We start from the raw sequence: 18279 nt of genomic DNA on the forward strand, positions 1-18279 counted from the left end.
GTCGCAGCCCCTCTACAGCTTCATGAGATTGGCGTCGTCGACCGAAGCCGAGTGGCGGGAGCGGAAGATCGACACGATGATCGCCAGGCCGACCACGACTTCCGCGGCGGCGACCACCATCGTGAAGAACGCGATCACCTGGCCGTCGAGGTTGCCGTGCAGCCGCGAGAAGGTGACGAACGCCAGGTTGCAGGCGTTCAGCATCAGCTCGATGCACATGAAGACCACGATCGCGTTGCGCCGGATCAGTACGCCCGCCGCGCCGATGGTGAACAGCAGCGCCGACAGGTACAGGTAGTTGGCCGGATTCACTTGGCACCCTCCTCGGCCCGGTCGGAAGCCCGGTCGGCCTCTCGTGCGGCTTCCCGGTCGGCCTCGCGTACGGTCTCGCGCTCGGCCCGTTCGGCCTTGCGCTCCACCGCCGTACGCTCCGGCTCGCGCTCCAGGTACTCCTCGGTGCGCTGGTCCAGCTCGGCGAGCCGGTGCAGGGCGTCGGCGGACACGTCACGGATCTGGCCGCGGGCCCGCAGCGTGGCGCTGACCGAAAGCTCCGAGATGGAACCGTCGGGCAGCAGCGCGGGGATGTCCACCGCGTTGTGCCGGGCGTAGGTGCCGGGCGCGGGCAGCGGGGTGACCTGTACGCCGCCGCGCACGCGCGCCTCGGACAGCTCGCGCTGGGTGCGCCGCTCCTCGGTGCGCTCGCGGTGCGTGAGCACCATCGCGCCGATGGCCGCGGTGATCAGCAGCGCGCCGGTGATCTCGAAGGACCACACGTACTTGGTGAAGATCAGCCGGGCCAGACCGGGCACGTTGCCCGCGGAGTTGGCCTGGCCGACACCGGCGAAGGTGTCGAGCGAGGCGTTGCCGATCCCGGCGATCAGCAGGATGCCGAAGCCGAGACCGCAGGCCGCGGCCATCCAGCGCTGGCCCTTGAGCGTCTCTTTCAGCGAGTCGGCGGCGGTGATGCCGACCAGCATGACGACGAAGAGGAAGAGCATCATGATCGCGCCGGTGTAGACGACGATCTGCACGACGCCCAGGAAGTACGCGCCCTGGGCCAGGTAGAAGATCGCGAGCACGATCATCGTCCCGGCCAGCGACAGCGCGCTGTGCACGGACTTCTTCATCAGGACGGTGCCGAGCGCGCCGAGCACGGCGACCGTGCCCAGAATCCAGAACTGGACGGCCTCGCCGGTGGAGGTCTGCGACGCGGCGGCGGCGAGCTGGGAGGTGGCGAGCTGGGAGGTCGCGGCGATCATGCCTCGTCCCCCGTTCCCGCGGGCGTGCCGCCGCCGGGGGCGGGCGCGACCGCGGCGCCCTCGGCGTCGGTCCTGGTGAAGCCCGTCTCGGGGGCGTCGGGCGCGTCCGCCGCGGTGGCGCCGTCGGTCCGCACCGTCTCGTCCGGCTTCTCGCCCTTGGAGACCGCGACCTGCCGTACGGTGCCGGGCGCGGCCTCGGTGACCGCGCCGCGGTAGTAGTCGCCCTCGTCCATGCCGGGGAAGATCGAGTGCGGCGAGTCGACCATGCCCTCCTCGAGCCCGGACAGGAGCTGTTCCTTGGTGAAGATCAGCGACTCGCGGGTCCGGTCGGCCAGTTCGTACTCGTTGGTCATCGTCAGCGCGCGCGTCGGGCACGCCTCGATGCACAGGCCGCACAGGATGCAGCGGGCGTAGTTGATCTGGTAGACGCGGCCGTAGCGCTCACCGGGTGAGTAGCGCTCCTCCTCGGTGTTGTCCGCGCCCTCCACGTAGATGGCGTCCGCCGGGCAGGCCCACGCGCACAGCTCACAGCCGACGCACTTCTCCAGGCCGTCCGGGTGCCGGTTGAGCTGGTGGCGGCCGTGGAAACGCGGGGCGGTGGGCTTCTTGTACTCGGGGTACTGCTCGGTCAGCCGCTTCTTGAACATGGCCTTGAAGGTCACGCCGAAGCCTGCGACCGGGCCGAGGAACTCAGGCATCGCCGTCCTCCTTCTTCTCCTGCTCGGGGGCATCCTGGACGTCCGGTTCCGCCGCGCCGGACACGCCGGACGCGCTGGCGGCACCCACGAGTTGGGGCTGTGCCGCCCGGCTGGGGCGCCGCGGCACCCGCTCCGCCTCCTGACCCGGCAGCGGCGGTACGGGATAGCCGCCCGCCATCGGGTCGAAGCGGTCCGGTGGCGCGAGCGCGCCGCCGCCGCGGACGGCGGCCTTCTTCTCCTCGCGGTCCCTGAAGACGTCCGCGATGAGCGAGATCAGCAGCAGCGCGATCACCACACCGCCGATGTACAGGACGATCTTCGTGAAGTCGTAGTCCTCGTTGCGCATCGCGCGGACCGCGGCGACCAGCATCAGCCAGACCATGGAGACCGGGATGAGGACCTTCCAGCCCAGCTTCATGAACTGGTCGTAGCGGACCCGGGGCAGGGTGCCGCGCAGCCAGATGAAGAAGAACAGCAGCAACTGGACCTTGACGATGAACCAGAGCATCGGCCACCAGCCGTGGTTCGCGCCGATCCAGACCGTGCTGATCGGCCAGGGGGCGCGCCAGCCGCCGAGGAAGAGCGTCGTCGCGACCGCGGAGACCGTCACCATGTTCACGTACTCGGCGAGCATGAACAGCGCGAACTTGATCGAGCTGTACTCGGTGTTGAAGCCGCCGACCAGGTCGCCCTCGGACTCCGGCATGTCGAACGGCGCGCGGTTGGTCTCGCCGACCATCGCGATGATGTAGATGATCAGCGAGACGGGCAGCAGGATCGCGTACCAGCGGTCGTGCTGCGCCTCGACGATCGTCGACGTCGACATGGAGCCGGAGTAGAGGAAGACCGCCGCGAAGGACAGGCCCATCGCGATCTCGTACGAGATCATCTGCGCGGACGCGCGCAGGCCGCCGAGCAGCGGGTACGTCGAGCCGGACGACCAGCCCGCCAGGACGATGCCGTAGATGCCGACCGACGCGGTGGCCAGGATGAACAGCAGGCCGATCGGGAGGTCGGTGAGCTGGAGCGCGGTGCGCTGGCCGAAGATCGACACCTCGTTGTCGGCCGGGCCGAAGGGGATCACCGCGAACGCCATGAAGGCCGGGATGGCCGCCACGACGGGCGCGAGGATGAACACCACCTTGTCGGCCCGCTTGACGACGATGTCCTCCTTCAGCATCAGCTTGATGCCGTCGGCGAGGGACTGGAGCATGCCCCAGGGGCCGTGCCGGTTCGGGCCGATGCGCAACTGCATCCACGCGACGACCTTGCGCTCCCACACGATGGCGACGAGCACGGTCAGCATCGCGAAGGCGAAGCAGAAGACCGCCTTGAGGATGATCAGCCACCAGATGTCGTTGCCGAACCAGGAGAGATTCTCCGTGGTGGCGGCGAGCTGGGTCAGTGGCGCGCTCATCGGGTGCCCTCCTCTTGCGTGACCGCGGCGGCGCTGCCGACGGAGACGACCTGGCCCGTACGGGCACCGGTGTCGGAGGCGACGCCGTTCCCCGCGGAGTTCAGCGGCAGCCACACCACCCGGTCGGGCATCGCGGTGACGACCAGCGGCAGCGTGACCGCGCCCGCGGGCCCGGTCACCGTCAGCGGGTCGCCGTCGGTGACACCGGCCTCGGCGGCGGTGGCGGCCGACAGCCGGGCGACGGCCGCGTGCCGGGTGCCGGCCAGCGCGTCGTCCCCGTCCTGGAGGCGGCCCTGGTCGAGCAGCAGCCGGTGTCCGGCCAGCAGCGCCTGGCCCGCCTCGGGGCGGGGCAGCGATCCGGCGGACTCCAGCGGCGAGCTGCCCCAGGGGCCGTCCCACCCGGCGAGCCGGTCGAGTTCGGAGCGCGCGCCCCGCACGTCGGCCAGGCCGAGCCGGACGTCGAGCGCGTCGGCCAGCATCGTCAGGACGCGGGCGTCCGGGAGCTGGTGCCGGTTGGTGGCCTGGTCGGGCTTGATGGCCGCGTCGAACATCCGGGCCCTGCCCTCCCAGTTGAGGAAGGTGCCGGTCTTCTCGGCGACCGCGGCGACCGGGAGGACGACGTCGGCGCGGTCGGTGACCTCGCTGGGCCGCTGCTCCAGGCTGACCAGGAAGCCGACCGCGTCCAGCGCCTCGCGGGCGCGGGCCGGGTCCGGCAGGTCCGCGACCTCGACGCCGCCGACGACCAGGGCCGCCAGCTCGCCCGCGGCGGCGGCCTCGACGATCTGGCCGGTGTCGCGGCCGAAGCGGTGCGGCAGCTCCGGCAGACCCCACACCGAGGCGACCTCGGCGCGGGCCCGCGGGTCGGTGACCGGACGGCCGCCGGGCAGCAGTCCGGGCAGCGCGCCCGCCTCGACGGCGCCGCGTTCACCGGCCCTGCGCGGAATCCACGCCAGCGCGGCGCCGGTGGCCGTGGCCAGCCGGACCACGGCGGTCAGCCCGCCGGGCACGGCGGCCAGCCGCTCGCCGACCAGGATGACGGCGCCCGCGGCGCGCAGCGCCTCGGCCGCGGCCTGCCCGGTCTCGTCCAGGCCGACACCGCCCGCGAGCGCGTCCAGCCACTCGGGTTCCGTGCCGGGGGCGGCGGGCAGCAGGACGCCGCCCGCCTTCTCCAGGCCGCGGGTGGCGTGCGTGGCCAGGGCGTACGTCTGCTGCTTGCGCTTGCGGTGCGCCTTGCGGAGCCGCAGGAAGACCCCGGGGGCCTCCTCCTCGGCCTCGAGTCCCGCCAGCAGTACGGCCGGTGCCTTCTCCAGCGCCGTGTACGTGATGCCGGTGCCCGACAGGTCGAGGCCGCGCCCGGCGACCGTGGCGGCCAGGAAGTCGGCCTCCTCGGCGGAGTGCGCGCGGGCCCTGAAGTCCACGTCGTTGGTGCCGAGCACGACGCGGGCGAACTTGGCGTACGCGTACGCGTCCTCGACGGTGACGCGTCCGCCGGGCAGCACCGCGGCGCGGCCGTGCGCCGCGCTGAGCCCGGCCGCGGCGGCGGCCAGCGCCTCGGGCCAGGACGCGGGGACGAGTTCGCCCTCGGCGTTGCGGACCAGGGGGTGGCTCAGCCGGTCGGGGCGCTGCGCGTAGCGGAAGCCGAAGCGGCCCTTGTCGCAGATCCACTCCTCGTTGACCTGCGGGTCGTCGGCCGCCAGCCGCCGCATGACCTTGCCGCGGCGGTGGTCGGTACGGGTCGCGCAGCCGCCCGCGCAGTGCTCGCACACCGACGGCGACGACACGAGGTCGAACGGCCGGGAGCGGAAGCGGTACGCGGCCGAGGTGAGCGCGCCGACCGGGCAGATCTGGATGGTGTTGCCGGAGAAGTACGACTCGAAGGGGTCGCCGACCCCGGTGCCGATCTGCTGGAGCGCGCCGCGTTCCAGCATCTCGATCATCGGGTCGCCCGCCACCTGGTTGCTGAACCGGGTGCAGCGCGCGCACAGCACGCACCGCTCGCGGTCCAGCAGCACCTGGGTGGAGATCGGCACCGGCTTCTCGTACGTCCGCTTCTTGCCCTCGAAGCGCGAGTCGGTGTCGCCGACCTGCATCGCCTGGTTCTGCAAGGGGCATTCGCCGCCCTTGTCGCAGACCGGGCAGTCCAGCGGGTGGTTGATCAGCAGCAGCTCCATCACGCCGCGCTGCGCCTTCTCGGCGACCGGCGACGAGAGCTGCGTCTTGACGACCATCCCGTCGGTACAGGTGATCGTGCAGGACGCGACCGGCTTGCGCTGGCCCTCGACCTCGACGATGCACTGGCGGCAGGCCCCGGCCGGGTCGAGCAGCGGGTGGTCGCAGAACCGGGGGATCTCGATGCCGAGCAGTTCCGCGGCTCGGATGACCAGGGTCCCCTTGGGGACGGACACCGCGATGCCGTCGATCTGCACGGAGATGAGATCTTCCGGCGGCACCGCCGCCTGACCCCCTCCGGAGGGTGCGTTGGTAGTGACGGTCACGCGTGGGCCTCCGTACGGGACTTGTCGGCCCAGGCGGTGGAGCGGGCCGGGTCGAAGGGGCAGCCCTTGCGCTCGATGTGCTCCTCGTACTCCGCGCGGAAGTGCTTCAGAGAGGAGAAGATCGGGGCGGCGGCGCCGTCGCCGAGCGCGCAGAAGGACTTGCCGTTGATGTTGTCGGCGATGTCGTTGAGCTTGTCCAGGTCCTCGGGCCGGCCCTTGCCCGCCTCGATGTCACGCAGCAACTGGACGAGCCAGTACGTGCCTTCGCGGCACGGCGTGCACTTTCCGCAGGACTCGTGGGCGTAGAACTCGGTCCAGCGGGTGACGGCCCGCACCACGCAGGTCGTCTCGTCGAAGCACTGGAGCGCCTTGGTGCCGAGCATCGATCCGGCGGCGCCGACGCCCTCGTAGTCCAGCGCGACGTCCAGGTGCTCGTCGGTGAACATCGGGGTCGAGGAGCCGCCGGGCGTCCAGAACTTGAGCCGGTGTCCCGGCCGCATGCCGCCGCCGAGGTCGAGGAGCTGCCGCAGCGTGATGCCGAGCGGCGCCTCGTACTGCCCGGGTTTGGCGACGTGCCCGGAGAGCGAGTACAGCGTGAAGCCGGGGGACTTCTCGCTGCCCATCGCCTTGAACCAGTCCTTGCCGCGCTGCATGATCGCGGGAACCGAGGCGATCGACTCCACGTTGTTCACCACGGTGGGACAGGCGTACAGGCCCTCCACGGCGGGGAAGGGCGGGCGGAGCCTGGGCTGGCCGCGACGGCCCTCCAGGGAGTCCAGCAGCGCCGTCTCCTCACCGCAGATGTACGCGCCCGCGCCGGCGTGGACGGTCAACTCCAGGTCGAATCCGCTGCCTTGGATGTCACGGCCGAGGTAACCGGCCGCGTACGCCTCGCGCACCGCCTCGTGCAGCCTGCGCAGGACGGGGACCGTCTCGCCGCGCAGGTAGATGAAGGCGTGGCTGGAGCGGATCGCGTAACACGCGATGATCATGCCCTCGATGAGGGAGTGCGGGTTCGCGAAGAGCAGCGGGATGTCCTTGCAGGTGCCCGGCTCCGACTCGTCCGCGTTGACCACGAGGTAGTGCGGCTTGCCGTCGCCCTGCGGGATGAACTGCCACTTCATGCCGGTCGGGAAGCCCGCGCCGCCACGGCCGCGCAGCCCCGAGTCCTTCACGTACGCGATCACGTCGTCCGGCGCCATGGCGAGCGCCTTGTCCAGGCCCTGGTAGCCGTCGTGCCTGCGGTAGGTGGCCAGGGTCCAGGACTCCGGCTCGTCCCAGAAGGCCGACAGCACGGGGGCGAGCAGCTTCTCCGCCGAGTCCACGGTCATCACTCGCCCTCCTCCTGCCTGGCGTTGTCGGCCACCGGGTCCGCGGCGTTGGCCGGGTCGGACTCGGCGGTCTTGTTGGGCGCGTCGTGCGAGCTGGCGTGCTGGGCGGGCGACGGGGTGTCCCGCGGCCCGGCCGGTGTGTCACGCGGCGAGTCGGCGCGCTGGGTGACGACCCGCGAGGGGGTCTCGCCCTTGTGCAGCCGCAGACCGGTGAGGGACGCGGGGCCCGCGCCGCCGCTGGCCTCGACCGCGCCGGGGCGCTCGTCGGGGAAACCGGCCAGGATGCGGGCGGTCTCCTTGTACGTGCACAGGGGCGCGCCGCGGGTCGGCCGGACCTCGCGGCCGGCGATCAGGTCGTCCACGAGCTGCTTGGCCGACTCGGGCGTCTGGTTGTCGAAGAACTCCCAGTTGATCATCACGACGGGCGCGAAGTCGCAGGCCGCGTTGCACTCGATGTGCTCCAGCGTGACCTTGCCGTCCTCGGTCGTCTCGTCGTTGCCGACGCCGAGGTGCTGCTTCAGCTCGTCGAAGATCGCGTCGCCGCCCATGACCGCGCACAGCGTGTTGGTGCACACGCCGACCTGGTAGTCGCCGGACGGCTTGCGCCGGTACATCGTGTAGAAGGTCGCCACCGCGGTGACCTCGGCGGTGGTCAGGTCGAGCACCTCGGCGCAGAACCGGATGCCGGTCCTGGTGACGTACCCCTCCTCGGACTGCACGAGGTGCAGCAGCGGCAGCAGGGCGCTGCGCGATCCGGGGTAGCGGGCGATCACTTCCTTGGCGTCGGCCTCCAGCCGGGCGCGCACATCGGCCGGGAAGTCCGGGGCGGGCATCTGCGGGATGCCCAGGGACACTCCCCCGGTGGCACCCATGGCCACGTCTGTCATCGGTCGACGCCTCCCATCACGGGGTCGATGGACGCCACCGCGACGATGACGTCGGCGACCTGGCCGCCCTCGCACATCGCCGCCATGGACTGGAGATTGGTGAAGGACGGGTCGCGGAAGTGCACCCGGAACGGGCGGGTGCCGCCGTCGCTGACCGCGTGCACCCCCAGCTCGCCCTTGGCCGACTCGATCGCCGCGTAGGACTGTCCTGCCGGGACCCGGAAGCCCTCGGTCACCAGCTTGAAGTGGTGGATCAGGGCCTCCATCGAGGTGCCCATGATCTTCTTGATGTGGTCGAGCGAGTTGCCGAGGCCGTCGGGGCCGAGCGCGAGCTGCGCGGGCCAGGCGATCTTCTTGTCCTCGACCATCACCGGGCCCGGCGCGAGCCGGTCGAGCACCTGCTCGACGATCCGCAGGCTCTGGTGCATCTCCTCCAGGCGGACCCGGAAGCGGCCGTAGGAGTCGCAGGTGTCGGCGGTCGGCACCTCGAAGTCGTAGTTCTCGTAACCGCAGTACGGGTCGGACTTGCGCAGGTCGTGCGGGAGTCCGGCGGCGCGCAGGATCGGTCCCGTGGCGCCGAGCGCCATGCACCCGGCGAGGTCCAGGTAACCGACGTCCACCATGCGGCCCTTGAAGATCGGGTTGCCGGTGGCGAGCTTGTCGTACTCGGGCAGATTCTTGCGGAACGTCTTCACGAACTCGCGGACGAGGTCGATCGCGCCGGGCGGCAGGTCCTGCGCGAGGCCGCCGACGCGGACGTACGCGTGGTTCATCCGCAGGCCGGTGATCAGCTCGAAGATGTCGAGGATGTACTCGCGGTCGCGGAACCCGTAGATCATGATCGTGGTCGCGCCCAGCTCCATGCCGCCGGTGGCGATGCAGACCAGGTGGGACGCGATCCGGTTGAGCTCCATCATGAGCACGCGGATGTCGGTGGCGCGCTGCGGCACCTGCTCGGTGATGCCGAGCAGCTTCTCGACGGCCAGGCAGTACGCCGTCTCGTTGAACAGCGGCGTCAGGTAGTCCATGCGCGTCACGAAGGTGGACCCCTGGGTCCACGTCCGGAACTCCATGTTCTTCTCGATGCCGGTGTGCAGGTAGCCGATGCCCGACCTGGCCTCGGTGACCGTCTCGCCGTCGATCTCCAGCATCAGCCGGAGCACACCGTGGGTGGACGGGTGCTGCGGGCCCATGTTGACGATGATGCGCTCGTCGTCGGCCTTGCTGACGGTCTCGGCCAGCTCGTCCCAGTCACCGCCGGTGACGGTGAAGACCCGGCCTTCGGTGGTCTCCCGCTCGTCGGCCTGCTGCGGGGCGTGGTGAGTACTCATTAGCTGTACGACCTCCGCTGGTCGGGAGCCGGGATCTGGGCACCCTTGTACTCGACGGGGATGCCGCCGAGCGGGTAGTCCTTGCGCTGCGGGTGACCGGGCCAGTCGTCCGGCATCATGATCCGGGTGAGCGCCGGGTGGCCGTCGAAGACGATGCCGAAGAAGTCCCACGTCTCGCGCTCGTGCCAGTCGTTGGTCGGGTAGACCGAGACCAGCGACGGGATGTGCGGGTCGGCGTCGGGGGCGCTGACCTCCAGGCGGATCAGCCGCGCGTGGGTGATCGAGCGCAGGTGGTAGACGGCGTGCAGCTCGCGGCCCTCGTCGCCGAGGTAGTGCACGCCGCTGACGCCGAGGCACAGCTCGAAGCGGAGCGCCGGGTCGTCGCGGAGCGTCCTGGCGACGGTGACCAGGTGTTCGCGGGCGATGTGGAAGGTCAGCTCGCCGCGGTCCACGACGGTCTTCTCGATCGCCTCGGCCGGGGGCAGGCCCTGCTCCTCCAACGCGCCTTCCAGCTCGTCGGCGATCTCGTCGAAGACGCCGTCGGCTCCGCCGTAGGGCCTGTTGCTCGCGCCGGGCAGCCGGACGGTACGGACCAGGCCGCCGTAACCGCTGGTGTCGCCGCCGTTGTTGGCACCGAACATGCCCTTGCGGACGCCGATGACCTCACCGGCGTCGGCGCGCTGTCCCGGCAGGTTCTCCGGGGTCTCGGGAGTGTTGCTGGTCACCGCAGCAGGCCCTTCATCTCGATCGTCGGGAGCGCCTTGCGGGCCGCTTCCTCCGCCTCGCGGGCCGCCTCTTCGCGGTTCACGCCGAGCTTGGAGTGCTGGATCTTCTCGTGCAGCTTGAGGATCGCGTCCAGCAGCATCTCGGGGCGCGGCGGGCAGCCGGGCAGGTAGATGTCGACCGGCACGACGTGGTCGACGCCCTGCACGATCGCGTAGTTGTTGAACATCCCGCCGCTGGAGGCGCAGACACCCATCGAGATGACCCACTTGGGGTTCGGCATCTGGTCGTAGACCTGGCGCAGCACCGGGGCCATCTTCTGGCTCACCCGGCCGGCCACGATCATCAGGTCGGCCTGGCGCGGCGAGCCGCGGAAGACCTCCATGCCGAACCTGGCCATGTCGTAGCGCCCGGCGCCCGCGGTCATCATCTCGATGGCGCAGCAGGCCAGGCCGAAGGTGGCCGGGAAGACCGACGCCTTACGTACCCAGCCCGCGGCGGTCTCCACGGTCGTGAGCAGGAATCCGCTCGGCAGTTTCTCTTCGATACCCATGCGTTGGCTCCTGGTCCCCTTCTGTCCCCTGGTCCCCTGGTCCTCTCGGCGTTCCCTAGTCCCACTCCAGGCCGCCGCGCCGCCACACGTACGCGTAGGCGACGAAGACGGTGAGCACGAAGAGGAGCATCTCCACCAGGCCGAACATCCCCAGCCGGTCGAAGGTGACGGCCCAGGGATAGAGGAAGACGATCTCGATGTCGAAGACGATGAAGAGCATCGCCGTCAGGTAGTACTTGATCGGGAAGCGTCCCCCGCCGACCGGCTGCGGGGTGGGCTCGATGCCGCACTCATACGCTTCCAGTTTGGCCCTGTTGTACCGTTTTGGCCCGATGATCGAGGCCATGAAAACGGAGAAGATCGCGAAGCCGGCCGCAAGGCCTCCCAGCACGAGGATGGGCGCGTAGGCATTCACCGTCCCCCGCTCCTTCCTTTTCAGTCGCCAGTGACTGCGTGGGTGTCCCCCCGCCGAGGTGGGCGGAGGAGCCGGCCCTTGCCCATGGTCCGCGTCACCGAAACGACGAAGATCGCTTCTATGTGAGGCAGTTCACAAGCCTGAGCCGCCTGCATCCTATGCCTGCCGGTCTGTGATCTGCGACACGGGGTACGCCAAGACCTTTGTGATCTCCACCACCTGACGAACGATCATGAAGTCGGATGAGCGGTGATCATGGTGCGGAACGGCCGCAAAGGATCACTTCACGTCACAAGCGGAAGCGTTGTCGCTGGTCAGAGCGGTGCGCGCATTATCAAGGCGCGCTCGGCAGAGGCAAATTGGCGCTGGACGACTCCACGTGATAGCGCGCGGCGGTCGAGCGGCGACGGCCCCGGAGCCCGGCATTCACACGTGATTCACCCGCGTGAAAGCGCGCACGAGCGCATAGGTGACCGCTTATCCGAAACCGGGCGAAAGTGCTCGCGCGCCAAGATCACAAACGGGGCATTTGAGCCGTGAGCACGTCAACTGTGTCGCATCCCACCTTTGTTGAACGGAACCAAGCATTCCTGATAGCCAGGACCGCATGTCCCCGAACCAGATACGGACCTCCGCGTCCGACCGGACCTCCGCGTCCGGCTCGCATCCGACCGAATCGCATACCGGCCGCCGACGGCACGCCGCCCCCGGCCGTCCCAACTGGGTACGCAGGGCAGGACTCGTCGGCGGCGTCGTCAGCGCGATCGCTCTCGGCGGCTCCGCCGCCCCGGCTCTGGCCGACAACACCGACTCCACCCCCGCGCACGGCACTCCGGCCCTCACGCCGTCCGATCTCGCGAACGCCGCCGAGGCGGCCGCCCAGGCGTCCACGCTGACCACCGAGGTGACCGCGGCGCAGGCCGCGCAGGCGATCGACCAGGCCGCCATCGCGATGCAGCTCCAGGCCGCCAAGGACGCCTCCGTGGCCGAGGCCGCCAAGGAGGCCGCCGCCACGAAGAAGAGCGCCGACGCCAAGGCCGCCGCGAAGGCGAAGGCCGAGGCCGAGGCGAAGGCCGCCGAGGCCGCCAAGGAGCGCGCCGCCACCCAGGCCGCCTCCCGCTCGGCCGAGCGCACCGCGCTGGCCACACCGACCGCGTCGGCCAACTCGTCCGGTTCTTCTGGTTCTTCTGGTTCTTCTGGTTCGTCCGACTCCGGTACGACCACCTCGACGGCCAGCCCGTCCGCCACCACGGCGACCGGCAGCGTCGCGAAGCTGATCAGCTTCCTGAAGTCGCAGATCGGCAAGCCGTACGTGTACGGCGCCGCCGGTCCCGACTCGTACGACTGCTCCGGCCTCACCCAGGTCGCCTACGCCACCGTCGGCGTCGACCTGCCGCGCACCTCCCAGGAGCAGTCCAACGTCGGCACCCCCGTCTCGGTCAGCAATGTGCAGGCCGGCGACATCATCTTCTGGGGCGGCCAGGGCAGCGCCTACCACGTCGGCGTCTACATCGGCGACGGCCAGTACCTGGACGCGGCCAACCCCTCGACCCCCGTGGCCATTCACCAGATGGCCGACTACATGCCGGACTGGGCGGTTCGGGTCCTCTGACCCGTTTCCCCCTTTTCGTACGCTTGGCACCATAAGACCGCCGTGACCCCCTCACCGGGACGTCACGGCGGTCCGCTGCCCGTTGTGCGCCGATGCGCGGGCGGGGAAGGGTCGGGGGTATGACCGACGCAGACACCCGCACGCCGGACGGTCGGACGTACCGGCGGGCGGGTCAGGACGCGGAGAGCGTCACGCGCTCGGCGTGATCTTGGTCAGGCCGTTGATCACGCGGTCCATCGCGTCACCGCCGGTCGGGTCGGTGAGGTTGGCGAGCAGCTTGAGGCAGAAGCGCATCAGCATCGGGTGGGTGAGACCGCGCTGCGTGGCGATCTGGAGCACCTTCGGGTTGCCGATGAGCTTCACGAAGGCGCGGCCCAGCGTGTAGTAACCGCCGTAGGTGTCCTGGAGGATGCGCGGGTAGTTCTGGAGCGCCAGCTCGCGCTGGGCGGAGGTGGCGCGGGCGTGCGCCTGGGTGATGACGTCGGCGGCGATCTGGCCGGACTCCATCGCGTAGGCGATGCCCTCGCCGTTGAACGGGTTGACCAGGCCGCCCGCGTCGCCCACCAGGACCAGGCCCTTGGTGTAGTGCGGCTTGCGGTTGAAGGCCATCGGGAGCGCGGCGCCGCGGATCGGCTGCGTCATGTTGTCCGGGGTGTAGCCCCACTCCTCCGGCATCGAGGCGCACCACGCCTTGAGCACCTCGCGCCAGTCCAGCTCGCGGTACGCGGAGGAGGAGTTGAGGATGCCGAGACCGACGTTCGACGTGCCGTCACCGAGGCCGAACACCCAGCCGTAACCGGGCAGTTGCCGGTCCTGCGGCCCGCGCCGGTCCCACAGTTCGAGCCACGACTCCAGGTAGTCGTCCTCGTGCCGCGGCGAGGTGAAGTACGTGCGGACCGCGACGCCCATCGGCCGGTCCTCGCGGCGGTGCAGGCCCATCGCCAGGGACAGCCGGGTGGAGTTGCCGTCCGCGGCGACCACCAGCGGCGCGTGGAAGGTCACCGGCCGCTTCTCCTCGCCGAGTTTGGCCTCGACGCCGGTGATCCGCCCGGTGCGCGCGTCGGTGATCGGAGCGCCGACGTTGCACCGCTCGTACAGCGTCGCGCCCGCCTTCACCGCCTGCTGGGCGAGGATGTCGTCGAAGTCGTCGCGCTTGCGGACCAGTCCGTAGTTCGGGTACGCGGCCAGCTCGGGCCAGTCCATCTGGAGGCGCACGCCGCCGCTGATGATGCGCAGGCCCTTGTTGCGCAGCCAGCCCGCCTCCTGCGAGATGTCGATTCCCATCGACACGAGCTGCTTGGTGGCGCGCGGGGTCAGGCCGTCGCCGCACACCTTCTCGCGCGGGAACGCGGTCTTCTCCAGCAGCAGGACGTTCAGTCCCGACTTGGCCAGGTAGTACGCGGTCGTCGAACCGGCGGGCCCGGCGCCGACGACGATCACATCGGCGCTGCGCTCGGACAGGGCGGTGTCGGTCACGGTGGGCTCTCCCGTTTCGGCGAGTGTCGGTGTCGGCGACGGTCGTTATCGGCCGGGCGCTGCTCGGCCGAGAGCTGCCCGGCCGGTACCGAGTCTATGAGGCCCGGCGACGGGACACAGCGGGGCCCGCCTGAACCGCGGTTCGCGGCAGCGCGGCGCGTTGACGCGAGCGCGCGGTCCTACGCGGAGGGAGCCGTCGACGGAGCCGTCGCGCGGTGCAGGGCGACGATGCCCCCGGTGAGATTGCGCCAGGCCACCGCGTTCCAACCGGCCTCCTGGAGCCGGGTGGCGAGCCCCTTCTGGTCGGGCCAGGCGCGGATGGACTCGGCGAGGTAGACGTACGCGTCGGGATTGCTGCTGACGGCCGTCGCGACCGGCGGCAGCGCCCGCATCAGGTACTCGGTGTAGACGGTCCTGAACGGCCGGTACGTGGGGTGGCTGAACTCACAGATGACCAGCCGTCCCCCGGGCTTGGCCACCCGCCGCATCTCGCGCAGCGCGGCGGCGGTGTCGTGGACGTTGCGCAGCGCGAAGGAGATGGTGACCGCGTCGAAGACGCCGTCCGCGAACGGCAGCCGGGTCGCGTCCCCCGCCGTCAGCGCCAGCTCCGGGTGCCGCTTCTTGCCCTCGCGCAGCATCCCGATCGAGAAGTCGCACGGCACGACGTCGGCTCCCGCGGCGGCGAAGCGCAGCGAGGACGTGCCCGTCCCCGCCCCCAGGTCCAGCACCCGCTCGCCCGGCCCCACCTCCAGGGCCTGCGCGACGGCCTTCCGCCACAGCCGCGTCTGGCCGAGCGACAGCACGTCGTTCGTCACGTCGTACTTGGCCGCCACGTCATCGAACATGGCGGCGACTTCGTGCGGTTGCTTGTCCAGCGATGCTCGCGTCACGCCCCCACCCTATTCGCATCGCGCGCCGCCAAGGCCGCTGCCCCGTCGGGGGACCTACGCGCGGCGGTGGACGAGGCGGCCGGCCAGGACGGTGGCGACGCAGGAGCCGTCGGTGGCGAGGACGGCGAGGTCGGCCCGGCCGCCGGGGGCGAGGCCGGGCGAGGTGGTGCCGGGCCAGAGCCGGAGCAGGCCGGTGCGGTCGACGGCGGAGCGGACGGCGGCGTCGGTGAGGTCGTCCACCACCCCGGTCACCCCCCGGGAGAGGAGCTCGTGGATGCCGCGCCGCACCGACTCGGCACGGTCGTGCGGCCGGTCGGGGTCCTGCGGGTCCTCGTGGTAGGTCTCTTCGAGGAAGACGCGCACGCCGTCGGCGACGAGTCCGGGGCCGATGGTGCCGCGCCAGCGCCGTACCCGGGCGTCCGGGTGCGCGGCGGCGACCTCGTCCATCGGCCCGACGGCGACGACCCGGCCGCCGTCGACGAGGACGGCGCCGTCCGGGACGGCCTCGCCGCCCGCGGTGAGCCGGAGCAGCGGGGCGACGTGAAGGGTCAGCATGGGTCCATGATCCAGCACGCCGGGCCTCCGGGGGCAGTCCGCCCCCGGTCGCCTCAGCGCGAGACGTCCAGCAGCTTCAGCTCCGGGTGCGCCGTACCGCCCTCGATCGCCGTGGACGACAGGTGCGAGACGACGTGGTCGTTGACCGGGTCGTTCGCCGGGTCGTCGTGGATGACCAGGTGCTCGTACGTGGTGGCGCGCTGCGCCGGGACGCGGCCCGCGGACCGGATGAGGTGGATCAGCTCCATCCGGTTGGAGCGGTGCTTGGCGCCGGCCGACGACACCACGTTCTCCTCCAGCATCACCGAGCCGAGGTCGTCGGCCCCGTAGTGCAGCGAGAGCTGGCCGACCTCCTTGCCGGTGGTGAGCCAGGAACCCTGGATGTGCGCCACGTTGTCGAGGAAGAGCCGCGCGATGGCGATCATCCGCAGGTACTCGAAGAGGGTCGCCTGCGTCTGCCCCTTCAGGTGGTTGTTCTCCGGCTGGTAGGTGTACGGGATGAAGGCCCGGAAGCCGCCGGTACGGTCCTGCACGTCGCGGATCATCCGCAGGTGCTCGATCCGCTCGGCGTTGGTCTCACCGGTGCCCATCAGCATGGTGGAGGTGGACTCGACGCCCAGGTTGTGGGCGGTCTCCATGATCTCCAGCCAGCGCTCGCCGGACTCCTTCAGCGGCGCGATGGCCTTGCGCGGCCGGGCGGGCAGCAGCTCGGCCCCGGCGCCCGCGAAGGAGTCCAGGCCCGCCGCGTGGATCCGGCGGATCGCCTCCTCGGCGCTGACCCCGGAGATCCTCGCCATGTGCTCGACCTCGGACGCGCCGAGGGAGTGGATGACGAGCTGCGGGTACGCGGCCTTGATCGCGGAGAAGTGCTCCTCGTAGTACTCGACCCCGTAGTCCGGGTGGTGGCCGCCCTGGAACATGATCTGGGTACCGCCCAGCTCCACGGTCTCCGCGCAGCGCCGCAGGATGTCGTCGAGCCCGCGCGACCAGCCCTTGTCGGTGTCCTTGGGGGCCGCGTAGAAGGCGCAGAACTTGCACGCCGTCACGCAGACGTTCGTGTAGTTGATGTTCCGCTCGATGATGTACGTCGCGATGTGCTCGGTGCCCGCGTACCGGCGGCGGCGTACGGCGTCGGCGGCCGAGCCCAGCGCGTGCAGGGGCGCCGAGCGGTAGAGGTCCAGCGCCTCCTCCGGCGTGATCCGGCCACCGGCGGCGGCACGGTCGAGGACGGCTGCGGTATCGCTCACCGGGAGGTCCTTTCGGAGGAGTGCGGACGTGGAGTGCGGACGGACCAGCCCAGCGTACGCCAGCGTCCCGGACGACCCACGGCCCCCACGGACGGGTGTGCCGGACGTACGGGGGTGCCGGACGCGCGGGGCTGCCGGACGCGCGGGGCTGCCGAACGTACGGGGGTGCCGGACGCGCGTGTGGGCCGAACGCGCGGGTGGGCCGGACGCGCGTGTGGGCCGGACGCGCGTGTGGGCCGGACGCGCGTGTGCGCCGCGGCGGATCATGTCGCCGCGGCGCACACGCCGGGTCTCGCGGGTCGTGCCGGACGGTCGGGGGGACCGTCAGCCGTTCAGACCCTTGGCGAGCTGCTCGTCCGCCTGCTGGAACGCGTCGGCCGCGCTCTCCAGGAACTTGCCCATGCCGTCCAGACCCTCGATGGTCTTGGTGGCACCGGTGTTGAACTCGCTGTAGGACTGGTCGAACTGCTTCGAGGAACGGTCCGTGACGTAGCCGCCGTTGACGAGATCCTGAACGAACTTGTGCAGCGTGTTCAGCTTCTCGGTGATCTCGTGCTGACCGGTGCGCAGCTTGGTGGCCGCATCCCGCATGTCCTGGTACGTAACGTTGACATTAGCCATAGCGGCTTACCTCTCGTCGAACGTGCCGCAGGGCCGACCCCCGTGGCTCCTGATCGCAGATTTGTCTGATGGTCTGCTGATGCCTCAACTTACAGGGGAGGACGTGAGGGGTGCAGCCCCTGGTTCCCGGTACCGAAACGTCGACGTGACGGCGTCGAAGATGTCGAAGAACGAGTCCGCCAGGTCGAGTACGGCACTGCTGCCCGCCACGAGCGCGACCTTGTCGGAGTGCCCCGGCAGCGGGATGAACGTCTGCATCAGCACGGTCCGCACCGTCCGCGAGTCGCCCGGCACGGTGACGTCCTCGATGCCGTACGTCCGCGCCGCCAGGCCCGTCTCCGGGATGTCGACGGTGGTCACCTTGCGCCACGGGTCGCCGTCCTTGGCCGCCTCCCGCGCACGCAGCCCGGCCACGATCGACGCCGGGTCCGCCGCCAGCAGTTCACCCTCCGGCGTCCGCGCGCCGATCAGCGAGACCGTCACCGACGCGGTGAGCGGCAGCGCGCCGAAGTTCTGCGCCATGCAGCCGACGTACACCGCGCCGCTCTCGTACGCGTCCCGCGCCGCCTTGCGCAGGAACCGCGCCAGCACGTCGCGGTGTTCGGCCAGCGCCGGATTCTCCTTGACGCGCTGCGCGATGGTGCGGCGCACGCTCTCGTCGCGGGTCGCCGGGTGCAGGTCGAACTCCCACCACGTCATGGGCACCGTGAGGGAGAAGCCCTCCCGCTCGACGGGCATCACCCGTACGGGCCGCGGCTGTCCGCTGTCG

Annotated in this window: 18 protein-coding genes; 1 reads left to right on the plus strand and 17 read right to left on the minus strand. The window is 70.6% G+C overall.

What is annotated here, in order from left to right; translation table 11 throughout:
- Positions 1–12 precede the first annotated feature (12 nt).
- From nuoK to ACIQCJ_RS11570, 11 genes are read right to left on the minus strand one after another with little or no spacing between them, the layout of a single operon-like run.
- Positions 13–312, minus strand: a complete 300-nt coding sequence (gene nuoK / locus ACIQCJ_RS11520) for an NADH-quinone oxidoreductase subunit NuoK (RefSeq protein WP_355340432.1) — start codon at positions 310–312, stop codon at positions 13–15.
- Entirely contained in the window at positions 309–1259 is a 951-nt protein-coding gene (locus ACIQCJ_RS11525; protein ID WP_391050388.1) for an NADH-quinone oxidoreductase subunit J, read from the minus strand. Before ACIQCJ_RS11525 ends, nuoK begins: the two co-directional genes overlap by 4 nt.
- Complete coding sequence (gene nuoI, locus ACIQCJ_RS11530) at positions 1256–1957, minus strand: NADH-quinone oxidoreductase subunit NuoI (protein ID WP_355340438.1); 702 nt, start codon at positions 1955–1957, stop codon at positions 1256–1258. The genes ACIQCJ_RS11525 and nuoI overlap by 4 nt, the downstream gene beginning before the upstream one ends.
- Positions 1950–3374: an NADH-quinone oxidoreductase subunit NuoH gene (nuoH, locus tag ACIQCJ_RS11535; protein WP_355340441.1), complete on the minus strand. Its 1425-nt coding sequence runs from the start codon at positions 3372–3374 to the stop codon at positions 1950–1952. Before nuoH ends, nuoI begins: the two co-directional genes overlap by 8 nt.
- On the minus strand, positions 3371–5869 hold the full coding sequence (locus tag ACIQCJ_RS11540) for an NADH-quinone oxidoreductase subunit G (protein WP_355340444.1): 2499 nt from the start codon (positions 5867–5869) through the stop codon (positions 3371–3373). The genes nuoH and ACIQCJ_RS11540 overlap by 4 nt, the downstream gene beginning before the upstream one ends.
- The gene (nuoF, locus tag ACIQCJ_RS11545) at positions 5866–7200 is read right to left on the minus strand and encodes an NADH-quinone oxidoreductase subunit NuoF (protein WP_355340447.1); all 1335 of its coding nucleotides are present in this window, start codon (positions 7198–7200) and stop codon (positions 5866–5868) included. The genes ACIQCJ_RS11540 and nuoF overlap by 4 nt, the downstream gene beginning before the upstream one ends.
- Entirely contained in the window at positions 7200–8087 is an 888-nt protein-coding gene (nuoE, locus tag ACIQCJ_RS11550; protein WP_355340450.1) for an NADH-quinone oxidoreductase subunit NuoE, read from the minus strand. The genes nuoF and nuoE overlap by 1 nt, the downstream gene beginning before the upstream one ends.
- Entirely contained in the window at positions 8084–9418 is a 1335-nt protein-coding gene (locus ACIQCJ_RS11555; protein WP_355340453.1) for an NADH-quinone oxidoreductase subunit D, read from the minus strand. The genes nuoE and ACIQCJ_RS11555 overlap by 4 nt, the downstream gene beginning before the upstream one ends.
- A complete protein-coding gene (locus tag ACIQCJ_RS11560) occupies positions 9418–10143 on the minus strand; it encodes an NADH-quinone oxidoreductase subunit C (RefSeq protein ID WP_401309063.1) in 726 nt (241 codons plus the stop codon). The genes ACIQCJ_RS11555 and ACIQCJ_RS11560 overlap by 1 nt, the downstream gene beginning before the upstream one ends.
- Positions 10140–10694 (minus strand): NADH-quinone oxidoreductase subunit B family protein, encoded by a 555-nt coding sequence (locus ACIQCJ_RS11565; protein ID WP_355340459.1) that lies wholly within the window; start codon positions 10692–10694, stop codon positions 10140–10142. The genes ACIQCJ_RS11560 and ACIQCJ_RS11565 overlap by 4 nt, the downstream gene beginning before the upstream one ends.
- 55 nt (positions 10695–10749) lie before the next feature.
- Positions 10750–11109 carry an NADH-quinone oxidoreductase subunit A gene (locus ACIQCJ_RS11570; protein ID WP_355340462.1) on the minus strand — a complete coding sequence of 120 codons (360 nt, stop codon included), beginning with the start codon at positions 11107–11109 and terminating at the stop codon, positions 10750–10752.
- Positions 11110–11716: 607 nt separating this feature from the next.
- Between ACIQCJ_RS11570 and ACIQCJ_RS11575 the strand changes: the two genes are divergently transcribed.
- Positions 11717–12721 carry an NlpC/P60 family protein gene (locus ACIQCJ_RS11575; RefSeq protein ID WP_391163501.1) on the plus strand — a complete coding sequence of 335 codons (1005 nt, stop codon included), beginning with the start codon at positions 11717–11719 and terminating at the stop codon, positions 12719–12721.
- A 189-nt stretch (positions 12722–12910) separates the two neighbouring features.
- Here ACIQCJ_RS11575 and ACIQCJ_RS11580 read toward each other — a convergent pair whose 3' ends face one another.
- The 6 genes from ACIQCJ_RS11580 to ACIQCJ_RS11605 form a co-directional block, all read right to left on the minus strand.
- Positions 12911–14197 (minus strand): geranylgeranyl reductase family protein, encoded by a 1287-nt coding sequence (locus ACIQCJ_RS11580; protein ID WP_355340468.1) that lies wholly within the window; start codon positions 14195–14197, stop codon positions 12911–12913.
- A 179-nt stretch (positions 14198–14376) separates the two neighbouring features.
- Positions 14377–15087: a demethylmenaquinone methyltransferase gene (locus tag ACIQCJ_RS11585; RefSeq protein ID WP_355340471.1), complete on the minus strand. Its 711-nt coding sequence runs from the start codon at positions 15085–15087 to the stop codon at positions 14377–14379.
- A 54-nt stretch (positions 15088–15141) separates the two neighbouring features.
- Positions 15142–15642 carry an imidazolonepropionase-like domain-containing protein gene (locus ACIQCJ_RS11590; protein ID WP_355340474.1) on the minus strand — a complete coding sequence of 167 codons (501 nt, stop codon included), beginning with the start codon at positions 15640–15642 and terminating at the stop codon, positions 15142–15144.
- A gap of 53 nt (positions 15643–15695) precedes the next feature.
- A complete protein-coding gene (gene mqnC, locus ACIQCJ_RS11595; protein WP_391123794.1) occupies positions 15696–16889 on the minus strand; it encodes a cyclic dehypoxanthinyl futalosine synthase in 1194 nt (397 codons plus the stop codon).
- A gap of 324 nt (positions 16890–17213) precedes the next feature.
- Positions 17214–17510, minus strand: coding sequence for a WXG100 family type VII secretion target (locus ACIQCJ_RS11600; protein ID WP_188281644.1), 297 nt, complete (start codon positions 17508–17510; stop codon positions 17214–17216).
- Between the two features lie 84 nt (positions 17511–17594).
- Positions 17595–18248 (minus strand): hypothetical protein, encoded by a 654-nt coding sequence (locus ACIQCJ_RS11605; RefSeq protein WP_391050442.1) that lies wholly within the window; start codon positions 18246–18248, stop codon positions 17595–17597.
- Positions 18249–18279: the final 31 nt, after the last annotated feature.

The organism is Streptomyces sp. NPDC093221, assembly GCF_044753885.1.
GTDB lineage: Bacteria > Actinomycetota > Actinomycetes > Streptomycetales > Streptomycetaceae > Actinacidiphila.